The organism is Ligilactobacillus sp. WC1T17, assembly GCA_900110005.1.
In the GTDB taxonomy this organism is placed as follows: domain Bacteria; phylum Bacillota; class Bacilli; order Lactobacillales; family Lactobacillaceae; genus Ligilactobacillus; species Ligilactobacillus ruminis_A.
In genome coordinates, this window is the sequence record FOCC01000005.1 from 18,177 (window position 1) to 31,368 (window position 13,192).

The 13,192-nt window shown below is 40.6% G+C and carries 16 protein-coding genes; all 16 read right to left on the reverse strand.

Annotation, left to right across the window (positions count from 1 at the left end; genetic code table 11):
• Positions 1 to 37 precede the first annotated feature (37 nt).
• Positions 38 to 2,116 carry a flagellar biosynthesis protein FlhA gene (flhA, locus tag BMX26_RS04100; RefSeq protein WP_075530193.1) on the reverse strand — a complete coding sequence of 693 codons (2,079 nt, stop codon included), beginning with the start codon at positions 2,114 to 2,116 and terminating at the stop codon, positions 38 to 40.
• Positions 2,117 to 2,135: 19 nt separating this feature from the next.
• Positions 2,136 to 3,203, reverse strand: coding sequence for a flagellar biosynthesis protein FlhB (gene flhB, locus BMX26_RS04105; protein WP_075530194.1), 1,068 nt, complete (start codon positions 3,201 to 3,203; stop codon positions 2,136 to 2,138).
• 26 nt (positions 3,204 to 3,229) lie between these two features.
• Positions 3,230 to 3,988 (reverse strand): flagellar biosynthetic protein FliR, encoded by a 759-nt coding sequence (locus BMX26_RS04110; RefSeq protein ID WP_075530195.1) that lies wholly within the window; start codon positions 3,986 to 3,988, stop codon positions 3,230 to 3,232.
• Positions 3,989 to 3,997: 9 nt separating this feature from the next.
• On the reverse strand, positions 3,998 to 4,261 hold the full coding sequence (gene fliQ, locus BMX26_RS04115; protein ID WP_075530196.1) for a flagellar biosynthesis protein FliQ: 264 nt from the start codon (positions 4,259 to 4,261) through the stop codon (positions 3,998 to 4,000).
• A gap of 13 nt (positions 4,262 to 4,274) precedes the next feature.
• Positions 4,275 to 5,078, reverse strand: coding sequence for a flagellar type III secretion system pore protein FliP (gene fliP, locus BMX26_RS04120; protein WP_075530197.1), 804 nt, complete (start codon positions 5,076 to 5,078; stop codon positions 4,275 to 4,277).
• Between the two features lie 3 nt (positions 5,079 to 5,081).
• Positions 5,082 to 5,429 carry a flagellar biosynthetic protein FliO gene (locus BMX26_RS04125; protein WP_075530198.1) on the reverse strand — a complete coding sequence of 116 codons (348 nt, stop codon included), beginning with the start codon at positions 5,427 to 5,429 and terminating at the stop codon, positions 5,082 to 5,084.
• Positions 5,430 to 5,580: 151 nt separating this feature from the next.
• The gene (gene fliL, locus BMX26_RS04130; RefSeq protein ID WP_075530199.1) at positions 5,581 to 6,123 is read right to left on the reverse strand and encodes a flagellar basal body-associated FliL family protein; all 543 of its coding nucleotides are present in this window, start codon (positions 6,121 to 6,123) and stop codon (positions 5,581 to 5,583) included.
• A gap of 21 nt (positions 6,124 to 6,144) precedes the next feature.
• Positions 6,145 to 6,387 (reverse strand): flagellar FlbD family protein, encoded by a 243-nt coding sequence (locus tag BMX26_RS04135; protein ID WP_075530305.1) that lies wholly within the window; start codon positions 6,385 to 6,387, stop codon positions 6,145 to 6,147.
• A gap of 32 nt (positions 6,388 to 6,419) precedes the next feature.
• Entirely contained in the window at positions 6,420 to 7,343 is a 924-nt protein-coding gene (locus tag BMX26_RS04140) for a flagellar hook-basal body complex protein (protein ID WP_075530200.1), read from the reverse strand.
• 78 nt (positions 7,344 to 7,421) lie between these two features.
• Positions 7,422 to 7,769 (reverse strand): flagellar protein, encoded by a 348-nt coding sequence (locus BMX26_RS04145; protein ID WP_075530201.1) that lies wholly within the window; start codon positions 7,767 to 7,769, stop codon positions 7,422 to 7,424.
• Positions 7,770 to 8,228 (reverse strand): flagellar hook capping FlgD N-terminal domain-containing protein, encoded by a 459-nt coding sequence (locus BMX26_RS04150; RefSeq protein ID WP_075530202.1) that lies wholly within the window; start codon positions 8,226 to 8,228, stop codon positions 7,770 to 7,772.
• Between the two features lie 14 nt (positions 8,229 to 8,242).
• A complete protein-coding gene (locus BMX26_RS04155) occupies positions 8,243 to 9,607 on the reverse strand; it encodes a flagellar hook-length control protein FliK (protein ID WP_075530203.1) in 1,365 nt (454 codons plus the stop codon).
• A gap of 20 nt (positions 9,608 to 9,627) precedes the next feature.
• Positions 9,628 to 10,053 carry a flagellar export protein FliJ gene (fliJ, locus tag BMX26_RS04160; RefSeq protein WP_075530204.1) on the reverse strand — a complete coding sequence of 142 codons (426 nt, stop codon included), beginning with the start codon at positions 10,051 to 10,053 and terminating at the stop codon, positions 9,628 to 9,630.
• Between the two features lie 22 nt (positions 10,054 to 10,075).
• Complete coding sequence (gene fliI / locus BMX26_RS04165) at positions 10,076 to 11,425, reverse strand: flagellar protein export ATPase FliI (protein ID WP_075530205.1); 1,350 nt, start codon at positions 11,423 to 11,425, stop codon at positions 10,076 to 10,078.
• Positions 11,426 to 11,427: 2 nt separating this feature from the next.
• Complete coding sequence (locus BMX26_RS04170) at positions 11,428 to 12,195, reverse strand: FliH/SctL family protein (RefSeq protein ID WP_075530206.1); 768 nt, start codon at positions 12,193 to 12,195, stop codon at positions 11,428 to 11,430.
• Positions 12,179 to 13,183: a flagellar motor switch protein FliG gene (gene fliG / locus BMX26_RS04175; protein ID WP_075530207.1), complete on the reverse strand. Its 1,005-nt coding sequence runs from the start codon at positions 13,181 to 13,183 to the stop codon at positions 12,179 to 12,181. Before fliG ends, BMX26_RS04170 begins: the two co-directional genes overlap by 17 nt.
• Between the last annotated feature and the right edge of the window lie 9 nt (positions 13,184 to 13,192).

A 13,192-nucleotide genomic window follows, 5' to 3' on the forward strand; every position in this document is an offset into this window, starting at 1 on the left:
CCATCTCCTTTCACTAAACTAACTAAAACTAAACTAACTAAATTTCAATATTACCGGTCGATTCAATCGTGATTTCATTAGGAATTTCATTCAACGATAAAACGGCAATATCAGGGAAGTTAAAGGCTATCAGCTTTCTAAAGGCTAAGCGGATTTTAGGCGATGTCAAAATGACATACTGCTTATTATTAAGCGCCATTTGCTGTGCCATATTCCCAATGGCTGTCAAAATCTTATTGACACTTTCAGGCTTCATCACTGGATAAGAGCCTGTAGCGGTCTTTTGAATACTTTGTGAAACCATTTCTTCGACTTTAGGATGAATAGTAACCACATTAATCTTGTCATTTTCATCAGCGTATTTATTGGCAATTGTCCGTCGCAAGCCTTGACGAACATATTCTGTCAAGACTTCAGTATCTTTGGTAACTGTCCCATAATCGGCTAATGTTTCCAAAATGGTTGCCAAGTCATTAATCGGAACTTTTTCTTCAAGCAGGTTTTGTAAAACTTTTTCAACTTCACCCAACCGCATAATGTCGGGAATCAATTCATCAATAACGACATTATTGGTAGCCTTGATCCCTTCAAGCAGCTTTTGAACTTCTTGCCGTCCCAAAAGTTCAGGAGCGTGGCTATAGATAACTTCTTTCAAATGTGTTGCAATTACCGTCAAAGGTTCAATAATAGTAAATCCTTGCAAATCGGCATTTTCTTTATCCTTGGCATCAATCCACATCGCATCCAATTGGAAGGCTGGTTCTTTGGTTTTAATCCCTTGGAAAGGAAAAGTTCCATCATCTGATTGACTGATAATCATAAATTTATCAGGATAAATATCGCCATGTCCCACTTCATTACCACGAATTTTAATCGAGTAATCATTAGCCTTCAAATAGAGGTTATCTCTAATCCGCACTGGGCTGACTAAAATCCCTAATTCATGCGCTGTTTGCCGCCGAATAGCTGCAATCCGGTTCATCAAACTATTATCAACGGTACTATCAACCAAAGGAATCAAGCCATAGCCGATTTCAATTGACAAAGGTTCAACCTGGAAGGAAGCCACATCTTCTTCTTCGTCTTGAGCTTCTTTTTTACGCTTTAAAGCCAAAGTCTGCTCTTCACGGCGTCTTCTTTCAATGGCCTTTTCTTCATTTTTCTTAACCAGGCTATTAGCCACAAACATACCGATTGACAGTGCAATAAATGGAATTTTAGGGAAACCTGGTACTAACGCCAAAATCAGCAGGATAACACCGACAACCCGGAAAAGCTGCGGATTTCTTAAAGCGTCCTTAGCCATATCAGTCCCAAAAGTACTATCATCTTCTGAACGGGTAACAATAACACCAGTTGCTAATGAAATCAGCAAGGAAGGAATTGAACTTACCAACCCATCACCAATGGATAACTTACCAAATTGATTCAGCGCATCAACAACCGTCATACTGCCATTGACGGAAAAGATAATGGTCCCACCAATCAAGTTAACCAGCACGATAATAATCCCAGCGATCGCGTCCCCTTTAACGAATTTGGAAGCACCATCCATGGAACCATAAAAATCAGCTTCCCGCTGTAAATCCCGCCGCTGTTTGCGGGCTTGTTCTTCGGTGATGGCACCAGAATTAAGGTCTGAGTCAATCGCCATTTGCTTACCAGGCATCGCATCCAAGGTAAAACGTGCTGAAACTTCAGCGACACGTCCTGACCCATTCGTAACGACGACCAATTGCACAATCATGATAATTACAAATAAAATAATCCCAACAACATAATTTTGACCAGCCACGACATCGGCAAAGGCTTCGATAACCTTCCCACCATTGCCAGATGTTAAAATTGATCTGGTTGAAGCCATGTTAAGCCCTAGCTTAAACATGGTTGTAAACAGCAATACAGTTGGAAAAGTTGAAAATTCCAAGACAGTCTTGGTAAACAAAGTCATCAATAAAATATTGATGGCGATTGTCAAGTTAGTAACAATCAAAACGTCCAATACCTGGGTTGGCAATGGAATCATGATCAATCCCACAATGCCGACCACAAGAAATGAAATAATAATTTCAGGTCTGGACAAACCGACTTTTTGCGCTTTTTTCTTCTTGGCCAACTTTCTTCCTCCTGTCTAGCTAAATTTTACCTTTAGCTTCACGTTCCAACTTGTAAACTAAGGCAATAACTTCCGCAATGGCTTCATAAAATTCCGCCGGAATAAAATCACCTGGGTTAACTTTAGGATACAGTGCCCGCGCTAAAGGTTTATTTTCAATAATGGGCACATTTTGCTTGCGCGCTTCTTCTTTCATCCGCATCGCCACGTCATCGGCCCCTTTGGCCAATACTTGTGGAACCCCAGCACCAGCAGCATCATACTGAATGGCAATGGCCAAGTGGGTTGGATTGGCTAAAACTACGGTTGCATCTTTAACCTTCGAAACCGCATTGCGCACAATTTCTTGGTGTTTTTGCTTCCGTTGCGCCTTGACCTGCGGATCACCTTCCATTTGCTTAACTTCATCTTTGACTTCTTGCTTAGTCATCTTCAAGTTTTTGGTATAAGTATACCGCTGAAAAGCATAGTCAAAAACCGAAATAATTACTAGGCAAACCCCGATTTTTGTTCCTAAATTTTTGCAGGTATCTAAGGTAAATTGCAAAATCTTCCCTGTACCGACACCATCAAGCTTAGTTAATTCAGGAATAGCTTTCACATACTCTTGATAACACAAGTAGCCTACGATGGCTAACTTCATCAGTGATTTGGCAAAATTTTGCAAAGCACTAAGACTAAAAAGCTGTTTAAAGCCATTGATTGGATTGAGCCTTTTAAAATCAGGTTTCAGCGGGTCGGTCGTAAATAAGAGGCCCACCTGAATGAAATTACCTGCAATCCCAATAAAGATAGCTATCACCATGAAAGGCGCTGCCATAATAAGCATCATCAACAAGCCTTGAATTAAAATCTTATTGAGATTATCCATAGCCTTGCTGGGATCAGATAACATCGTTAAATAATTAACAAAATAAGGCGCGAAGTGGTTGATGGCAAATTCGCAAAGTTGAACAAACAAAACGGCGTATACCAAAAGTGCGACGGCTGAAACCACGTCAATACTTTTAGCCACTTCCCCACGTTTGCGCGAATCCCGCAAACGTTTGGCAGTCGGTTTTTCTGTTTTTCCATCTTTATCACCCATCTCACTTCTCACCCACCTTTCGTAATTTATGTTGCTGATTTAATGAAATCAGCCATATTTTGAATTGTATCTGACAAGCTGCTGCTTAAAAAGTCAATCACATTTGGCAAAATAAGCATGAGGATAATGAAAGCTACGGTTGTTTTAATATTTAACGACAACATCAAAATATTAAGCTGCGGAATCGACCGCGATAAAATCCCTAAAACAATATCAATCAACAAGACCGACATTAAAATCGGCGCCCCTAAGCTGAAGGCCATTTCAAAGGACTGGGTAAATAATTTGACCACTCCGCCAATGGTCAGATTAGACAGCTTAGGATATCCCAAATTGACAATTTGAAAAGAGATTACCAAGCCGCGAATCATTTGCCGATATAAACCAGTAGCAAAAAAGACCATCGTAGCTAACCAATAGTACATCTTGCCAAATTGCGATGTCGTTGTCTGCATTGTTGGATCATAAGCTTGCGCCATGATAAAACCAACTTGGAAATCAATAAATTGCCCCGTCATCATAACGCCATAAAAAACCAGCCGGCAAATAAAGCCCATCGCTAAACCAAAGACCGTTTCCTTAATCGCCATGAGCAAGAAAACGACAATGCCGACTTCTTTATCAAAAGCTGTCACTAAAGGAAAGGCTGCAATTACAAAAGAAAAGCCCAAAACCATTTTACAAAGATTTGGAAAGTTTCTTTCCGATAAAATCGGCGCTGTTGCCATAAAGGAAAAGATGCGGCAGGCAATCAAACCAAGAATTTGAATTTGAACCATGCTCATAATCTTACCTCACAGCTTGCTAATCATATTAAAAACATTGCGTGTGAATTCCAGCAGGATATTAATCATAAAATTACCTGCTAAAATCAATGTAACAAAAATCGCCACCAACTTAGGCACAAAACTCAGTGTTTGTTCTTGAATCTGCGTTGTCGCCTGGAAAATACTGATGATAAGTCCCACCACCATGGTTACTAAGATAACCGGTGCTGAAACAATTAAAATCCGCATTAAGGCGTCCCGCATTAAATCCGTTGCAATTTCAATAGTCATTTTGCGCCCCCTACTAATTGAAACTCTGAACCAGTGATTCGACCAAAAGATACCAGCCATCAACCAAAACAAAGAGCAAAATCTTGAACGGCAGTGAAATCATGACCGGCGACAGCATAATCATCCCCATCGACATCAGCACACTGGCGACAACCATATCGATAATCATAAACGGAATAAAGAGTAAAAAGCCAATACTGAAGGCTGTCTTTAATTCGCTTAAAATGAAGGCCGGTGCCATCACTGTGAAAGGAATATCTTTATAGGTTTTATAACTGGTCTTCTTTTTAGCTTCTTTTTGATCAAGATCTTTAAACAACTTGATATCTTTTTTGTTAGCCTGCTCATACATAAATTGCTTAATGCGGTTTTCCGACCGGTTAAAAGCCTGCTGTTCAGTAATCTGATTAGCATTATAGGGCTTAATCGCATCTTGATAAACATCGCTGTAAACAGGTCTCATTGTGAAGAGGGTCAAAAAGAGCGCTAATCCAATCAATACCTGGTTAGGCGGATTAGAGTTAGTCCCCAGTGACGTTCTCACAAAGGACAAAACAACAATAATCCGCGTAAACGAAGTAGTCATGATTAAAATAATCGGAATAAATGATAAAAGAGTCATTACCACAAAAGTATCAACAATTCTAGTTGATGACCCTTGACCATTGCTCGACAGTAATTTATTCAACGTATTAGTCGCATCACTGACACTGGCGGCTGTAACACTATCAGGAACTTTAAGCGTCAAAAGCATACATAATAAGGTTCCCATCAGCAGTAAGACTGCAAATTTAACTTTTTTTTGTTTAAACCCCATAACCTACTTCCTCTTTCTAACCTTATCAAATATCTGCTTAAAATTAGCTGCCATCTCCTGCTGGTGCTTTATATTTTGCTCTTCTTCATCGAGCAGCATCTGGGCTTGATTTTCTGTTAATTCTTTGATAATTTCACTGCCATGTTCTGAAAAACTCATCACATAGTAGGTATCAACAATCAAAACAATGGCCAGCGATGATTCCTTGGTAACAGCAATTTTTTTGACAATTTTAAAATGGCTGTCCATTTGATTTGTAAAGCAATTTAGATATTTCAGCGTTAAAATCAGCAATAGCAAAACGACTGCCAGCCCCAAAATAACCCGAATCAATGCGAGAATAGTACCCATATAAGCCTCCACCATTAACTAAGGATGGAGGCTGTGATTCACACAGCCCCCTAGCCGTTGTATGTTCAGTATATTAAATACTTTTTAAATGTAATTTATCATAAATTTTAAGAAGCATGCAACGGAATTATGTTAATTAAATTGCGAAGTTTTATTGAACAACCAGTTGAGTGACATAGACTTGTTCAACTATCGATTCACCCAACTCTTCGTTGATACCTGATTTGAGTTCATTCTTCAAGGCCGTAACACTGCCAGTATTATTCAGTAAGTCACTAGCCTGCTTCTTTTTCACAACGCTGATAACCGCATCACGCACAATCGGCATATTTTTCTTTAATTCTTTAGCCTTAGTTGAGCTGGAAACCAGTAAAGCAATCTTTAATTGAGCATAATGTGTTGAAGAATCGTTTGAAGTTAAATTAACTACGAATTTTGAAACTGTAACTAATTTTTCGCCTTCGCCCAATTTGCCGCTGCCAATGTTACGGTTTACTGAACTTGATGAAGATGAAGAAGATGTTGCATCCGGTGAAAGAAAGTGTGTTGCTAAAACGGTCCCGCCAACACTTCCGCAAATTGTCAAAATGACAATCAATGGAATTAGGAGTCCCCATTTTGGCCCTTTCTTACCTTCTGTTGCTTCAGGTTCTTCAACCTTTTTGCCTCTTGGCTTTTTTTGATTGTTATCCATTTTCACCCAACTCCCTTGTCATTAATTTTCTTCATTGATAGCAGCTTCTGGTGTATGCGCTGCTATTTTACCACTAAACAATTCGCTAAAAGTTTGGCGACGGTATGCAATAATGCGTTCCACCACTTCTTCAGCTTTATCTTTAATTACAATCGGTGTCCCATCTTTTAAGGTTACAACCGTATCTGGCGTCTCATCGATGCGGACGATCATATCTGGATTTAAAAAAAATCGTCCGCCACTCCAAGCTGTTAGTTCAATCACACACATCACTCGCTTTTTATTAGATTATCTCATTAACGCTTCAAATTGATCAATTCTTCCAGCATCGTATCAGATGTTGTAATACTACGAGCATTAGCTTGGTAAGCACGGCTGGCAACAATCATTTGTGAGAATTGGTCAGCCAAGTCAACGTTTGACATTTCCAAGTAACCTGATTCAAGTGAACCAGAACCGCCGGCACCAGGAGTAGTAAAGTTTGGATCACCGGAGTTGTTACTTACTTGGAAACTATTGCTGCCGACTTTTTGCAAGCCAGATGGGTTATTGAAGGTAGCTAATTCAACTTTACCCATAACATACTTAGTACTACCGTAAGTTGCTGTAACCAACCCGTCACCATCAATAGTATAAGCTGAGAAACGTTGGGTCGTACCATTAACTGTAATTTGAGCCGGAATGGTGATATCAGCTAAATCATCAGCACCTGTTGGTGTGGTAAAGTAATTAGCACTGCTAAATGAGTTATTGTATTCAACCGGATTGGTTGTCCAATTTTGGCGGGCTGGTTGGCCTTTCACATGGTACCCATTGGGGTTAACCAACAAACCGGTACTATCACGCTTAAAAGCACCATCACGGGTATAGTAGGTTTCAGCATCGGAATCGGCGGTTGCTTCACGTCTAGTTACAAAATAGCCTTCGCCACTGATATACAAATCAGATGTCAAACCGGTTGATTCCATGTTACCACGTGACGTGTTCATATCTGTAGCGCCAACTTGAACCCCTAAACCTACTTGCTTAGCGTTGACACCACCAAGCCCTAAACCGGGAGCAGAGGCATTAGAACTTGTTTGACTAATCATATCTTCAAACAAAACACGACTTGATTTAAAACCGTGCGTGTTAACATTTGAAATGTTGTTTGCGATAACGTCCATTTGGGTTTGAAAGCCCTTCATACCACTAACGCCAGAATAAAGAGATCTAATCATTAATTTTTCCTCCTGTTTAAATCACGGTATCCTTCTCAAGCATTCAAAGGATACAACAGCCTCCTTGCGGTCCAGCTGTTATTTAATAAATTTTGTACTATCGATATTAGTTACCGTACCAATTTCACCCATGTTCATGGCCGTGATAATGGTATGGTTCTTGACATTGGCAATTAAGCCCATATCTTTATATAAAAGCAGTGATTCACGACTGCCCTTTGCTTCGAGCTCAGAGACAGCTTTTGAAATCTGAGCATAGTCTTCGCCGACTAGATTCAAGTTTCTAGCACTCATTCGCTTTTTGGCATGGTTGGAAATTTTCAACTGTGCTGTATCAAGTGCATTGGCGAAGTCTTGCTTGCTAACAGCTTGCCTTTTAGCTAAACTTTTGCTTTGACTTTCCAAATTAACTTGAGCAATACGCATTTATCCACCAACCTCCGTTAAATTGCCTAGGTCATAATAACTTCCGTTGACATAGACTTGCGCAAAACCATCTTTAATCTGCGCTTTTTCAACTTTACCAGTAACAGTACCGGCGGTTGAATCATTAATTGTAACATTTTTGCCAATCAATGAAAAAGCTTGTTGCTGCTGCGAAACCATCATTGAAGAAGTAACTTCTTTTTCCAAATCCGTCACAGCCTGCAACATCGCAAATTGTGACATTTGTGAAATGTAATCCGTACTGCTAGAACTTGAAGATGAATCACCGTCAAGCGAAGGGGTACTCATAGCAGTCGAAATAATCTTCAAAAAGTCATCCATCTTAATGGTGGTATTGTTATTGCCAATATTTTTTAAAACTTGTGCCGATGATGAACCGGCTACGGCATTGGCAAGATCGGTAGAAATAGTATTTTTTGTATTGACGATTTCTGTCATCTTGTTGCTCCTTTCTAAGCTAAAATACTGATTGTGCTGGTTGGTACTTGCTCTTCAGTCTTAGTTTCACTCGTTTCTTCTAAAACTGGTGCTTTTTGATAACCAGCTACGGTGCGCATTTGTCGCATAGCCTGATCTTGCCCAAATTGATGCGTTTGACCCTGGCTGTTAAAATTAAGCATATTGCCAAAATTTTGTTCATATTTAGGGGCTTTAACCACATTTTCAGTCTGCTTTTGTTCCGGCAGATTAAAAAGCTGATTAGCCTGACTAGTCGAACTTGTTTGAGCATTCCTCATAATCTGGTCTAATTTGCCAGTCACCGATTGCAATAGTTCTTTAGCTTGATAAGTTTGCACATTGAATTTCAAGGAAACACCCTGATCGCTAACTTGCATCACAACTTTAACATTGCCCAATTTAGCCGGCGTTAACTGTAAGGTAATGGTTTTAACCTCGCCATTAGTCGATACCGTTGTTTGTGCTTTTTCCATCAACGGCTGTGCAATTTGTTCAGCTACCTTATCAGCCGCTTGGGTTAATTGTGAACTAAAAGCCGCTTTAACCGCCGGCGAAGTACTTTGTGCCACTGTTTGGGCTTGCCCGCTTAAATTAGCTACTTGGTTCAAATCAACAGTTGCATCAACCGTATCCACTGCCAAATTAGGTTCGACGGTAATGTTATCCGCTGCTGCCGGTTGGTTCGTTTGCACATTGTTGACATTATTGGCTGCAGTTTGCACAGCTTGGCTGGTTAATTGATTCTGAGCTGCCTGACCCTGATTTTGATTCAAATCAGGATTGCTATTTGTTTGACCTGATATATCATTAACAGCGTTTTGACCGCTGACAACCTGCGTTACATCCACAATGGAAACGGCCGTATCCTGACTAACGTCCACATCTGTGTCTGTCTTCACATCGACAGTTGCATTTTCGCTTGCAGCATCTGTTTGCCCAGTTGGAGTTGTTTGCACAACTTGAGCTGCTGGCGGATCTGCTATCGTTTGTACTTGATTAGCCAATAAAGCCGCTGCCTGCGTATCAGCATCTAACGTGGTTGTTTTCGCTTCTGAATTATCCGTTTGGTCTTTTACGGTTTGCTCTTTAGCATCAGAAACTGTTTTTGTGGTGTCTTTTGTTACCGTTGCTGAAGTTGTGTTATCATCAGCTGTTTTAAGCTTAGTATCCGCATTATCTGGATCTTGGTTCACCTTAGTCTTAGTTGACGTTTGCTTTTGCTTTTGCTTTGTCGCCGATGTTTGAGTCTTACTTTTAAAAATCTGCTTAAAGTTGTTCTTATCTGCACTACTAATGCTGCTGGTATTAGCTTGATAAGTAGCATCGGTATCAATCGTGTTTGCCACTGTTGGATTCATTTTTTCACCTCCTTTCAACGTTAATCTAGACTGTACTTAGGTCGGTTAGCCATCTCATCAAGCTGCTTTTGCTCTTCATGATTGGCTTCAAGCTGATATTCGGCCTTTTTCTTGTCACGTAATTTTTCTAAAACTTTGCGCTCCCTTTGAGCTTCGACATATGCATTTAAAGTCTTTTGTTGCTCGCCATCAAGCTGTCTTAAATGCGCATTAGCCATCATAATTTCATTGTCGAGCTGAGCTAAATAGCGGTGTTGTACCTGTAGACGTCCTAAGCTCAGTTCTCTGACATCCATCATATCGTGCTTTTCATGTCCCAAATCAACAATCAGTTGCTCTGTTTCATTAATTTGGCGTTGAACTTCAGCGAATTTGGCTTTTGCTTGTTCTTCCACTGTTAATCGATAATCAAGTACTTTTTGAAGTGAAAATTCAAATTTTTTCATCGCTATCTCCTCTCACACGGCTTTAGCCGGCCCATTGACCGTTAGGAATATCAGCAAATAAATTATGCAATTTCTGCTCCGTCTCTTCAAAACTTGAAAATTCTTCAACCCGCTGTTTCAAAAAATCTTCAATCGGCACATGCAAGGAAACAGCGTAATCAATCACTGCATTTGATCCTTTTTTATAAGCACCAATATCAATTAAATCTTTCGAATTGTTATAAACACCCATGTTTTCACGTACCTCGCCAGCCTCTTTATTGTGCTCGTCTGAAACTAAGCCCTTCATCAAACGGCTTAAACTGACCTGAACATCAATGGCTGGGTAATGGTTTTGCGCTGCGATTTGTCTAGATAAGACGATGTGGCCATCCAAGATACCACGAACCGCATCAGCAATTGGTTCATTCATATCATCACCTTCAACCAAGACGGTATAAAAGGCCGTAATTGAACCCTTATCCGACATCCCACTGCGTTCCATCAATTTAGGTAATTCAGCAAAAACAGAAGGGGTATAACCTTTGGTTGTCGGAGGTTCGCCTGTCGAAAGGCCGATTTCTCTTTGCGCCATGGCAAAACGGGTTACAGAATCCATCATTAAAACAACTTTTTTGCCTTGATCCCGGAAATATTCCGCAATCGCTGTGGCTGTATGGGCACCTTTCAAGCGAACCAAAGGCGGTGTATCAGAGGTTGCACAAACGACCACAGATTTGGCATAGCCGTCTGGACCCAAATCTTTTTCGATAAATTCCTTTACTTCACGACCACGTTCACCAATTAAACCGATAACAATCACATCCGCTTGGCAATAGCGGGCTATCATCCCAAGCAAGGTGCTTTTACCAACCCCTGACCCGGCAAAAATCCCCATTCTTTGGCCTTCGCCAACCGTTAACAGGCCATCAATGGCTCTAACACCTGTTGGCAAAATATTTGAAATTGGCTTGCGTTTGAAAGGATTGGGCGAATCATGAATAACCGGATATTCGACGAGCTTACTCTCATCGATATCATCCGCTTCAAACGGGCGCCCCAACCCGTCTAAGGTATGGCCTAGAAGTTGCGGTCCTACCTTAACTTGCAGAGTTTTACCAGTCGGTTTCACCACACAACCCGGTCCAATGCCTTCAAGTTCATCTAAAGGCATCAAAAGGACCGTTTGTTTAACAAAGCCTACCACTTCAGCCGGGGTAACTTTATGCCCGCCCTTAACTACAACATCGCAGATTTCACCGACAAATACGCTTAAGCCTTCAGCTTTAATAATCAAGCCTACAACTTCGCTAACCTTGCCATAAGTTGTATAAAATTTGTGACGCTCGGCTTTTTTTAAATATTTATCTGTCGGAAAAAGCAATTCTACCATGATTAATCTTCCTTATCTTTTTCGTCAAGGCTTTGTAAAAAAAGTTCCAGTTCTTTTTGAATATCAACAGTTACAAATGATTCATTGGACTCAAGCTTAACTTCGCCTAAACCAAGGGCATCATCATCTAAAACCGAATAGCGCAGGTTAGGAATTTCCTGGTGCATTTTTCCCATGCGGTCGCTTAATGGTTCATGATACCGGCTATTAGCTCTAATAATCAGCATCTCATCTGGTTTTTCAAACTCAACCAAAACCGGATTAATCACATCCACAATCATTTCAGGCTTAAGTTCCAACTGCTTTTTGAGCAAGACTTCGGCCATCTTAATCGAAAATTCACGCATTTGCGCCTCTTTTTCCTGCGCCAGTCTCTGACAATCAGCCGTTGTTTGGTTAAGATTTTTTTGCTCTTGATCAATGATTTTTTGTGCTTCATTTAATCCTGCTTGGTAACCGTCTTGATACCCCTGCTGCTGACCAGCTTTGTATCCTTGTTCTTGCGCCTTTTGTTGAATAACTTCAGCTTCTTTTTTGGCCTTAGCAAGCGAATCTTTTTCCATTTGCGCTAACTTTTGCTTATGTTCAAGCTCAATTTTAGCTAAACGCTGATTGTTTTTAGCAAATCTTCTTTCTTCCTCGCTAAGTAATTCAGCTTCTTTGGGATCAATTACTTGAGGAACTTCAACTTTGGTGACAATTTCCTTACCTTCCCCAGGTTTAACCGCTGAATTTTTAACTATGCTGCTGCGATTACTTGACCACTGCATCTTGATCGCCTCTTCCGATGTAAATCTCGCCTGCATCGTCTAAGCGGCGGATAACTGCAACAATCTTTTGTTGAGCTTCTTCGACTGAAGACAACCGAACTGGCCCCATGTATTCCAAATCTTCGCGGATATTGTCGGCCGCACGTGATGAAATATTTTGGAACAGGAATTCTTTGATATCGTCGGAAGCACCCTTGAGGGCAAGTTCCAAAACATCGTTTGGCACATCGCGCAATACTTTTTGCACATCGCGTGGTTCCAAGGTACTGATATCGTCGAAGGTAAAGAGGTTGGCTTTGACTTCGGCACCAAGTTCCGGTTGGCGTTTTTCCAAATCGTCGATAATATTCTTTTCGGTACTGCGGCTGGCAGCATTGAGGATGTTGACCAAAGTATTGACCCCACCGACTTTTTCGGCTTCAACTTCATCAAAACTGGTAAACTTGGTCTTCATCACATCTTCAATTGCCTTGATAACCCAGGGTGAAGTGGATGAAATCGAACCAATGCGTTCTGCAACTTCAGCTTGCAATTCATTCGGAAGTTCTGAAATCATGCTGGCAGCCTTATCTGGCTGCAAATAGCATAAGATGAGGGCAATGGTTTGTGGCTGTTCATCCAAAAGCAAGTTCAAAAGTTGCTTTTCATCAGCCTTGCGCGCAATATCAAAAGGCCTTTCCCGCAATTGAATTTGATTTAAAATATCAATAACTTCTTTAGCACGTTGTGGACCTAAGGCTTGGTTAAGCAAATTTCTAGCGTAATCAATCCCGCCATCCAGTACATACTGACGTGCTTGAGCTGTATTGACAAAATCGTTCATAACCTGATCACGTTCTTCAGGTGAAACATAATCGGTATTGGCGATTTCATAACTGACCTGTTGAATCATTGATTCTGGCAGTTGTTTCATAATTTTAGATGAGGTTTCTGACCCCAACGCAATCATCAAGATTGCTGCCTTTTTTATCCCCGTTAATTCAGCCATCTACTCAAA

Bases quoted from the DNA above. Each gene is read 5' to 3' on its own strand.
- fliG (WP_075530207.1), bottom strand. From the start codon at position 13,183: ATGGCTGAATTAACGGGGATAAAAAAGGCAGCAATCTTGATGATTGCG.
- BMX26_RS04150 (WP_075530202.1), bottom strand. From the start codon at position 8,228: ATGACAGAAATCGTCAATACAAAAAATACTATTTCTACCGATCTTGCC.
- BMX26_RS04145 (WP_075530201.1), bottom strand. From the start codon at position 7,769: ATGCGTATTGCTCAAGTTAATTTGGAAAGTCAAAGCAAAAGTTTAGCT.
- fliI (WP_075530205.1), bottom strand. From the start codon at position 11,425: ATGGTAGAATTGCTTTTTCCGACAGATAAATATTTAAAAAAAGCCGAG.
- BMX26_RS04140 (WP_075530200.1), bottom strand. From the start codon at position 7,343: ATGATTAGATCTCTTTATTCTGGCGTTAGTGGTATGAAGGGCTTTCAA.
- BMX26_RS04125 (WP_075530198.1), bottom strand. From the start codon at position 5,429: ATGGGTACTATTCTCGCATTGATTCGGGTTATTTTGGGGCTGGCAGTC.
- fliJ (WP_075530204.1), bottom strand. From the start codon at position 10,053: ATGAAAAAATTTGAATTTTCACTTCAAAAAGTACTTGATTATCGATTA.
- fliL (WP_075530199.1), bottom strand. From the start codon at position 6,123: ATGGATAACAATCAAAAAAAGCCAAGAGGCAAAAAGGTTGAAGAACCT.
- fliP (WP_075530197.1), bottom strand. From the start codon at position 5,078: ATGGGGTTTAAACAAAAAAAAGTTAAATTTGCAGTCTTACTGCTGATG.
- BMX26_RS04110 (WP_075530195.1), bottom strand. From the start codon at position 3,988: ATGAGCATGGTTCAAATTCAAATTCTTGGTTTGATTGCCTGCCGCATC.
- BMX26_RS04155 (WP_075530203.1), bottom strand. From the start codon at position 9,607: ATGAATCCAACAGTGGCAAACACGATTGATACCGATGCTACTTATCAA.
- flhB (WP_075530194.1), bottom strand. From the start codon at position 3,203: ATGGGTGATAAAGATGGAAAAACAGAAAAACCGACTGCCAAACGTTTG.
- BMX26_RS04170 (WP_075530206.1), bottom strand. From the start codon at position 12,195: ATGCAGTGGTCAAGTAATCGCAGCAGCATAGTTAAAAATTCAGCGGTT.
- fliQ (WP_075530196.1), bottom strand. From the start codon at position 4,261: ATGACTATTGAAATTGCAACGGATTTAATGCGGGACGCCTTAATGCGG.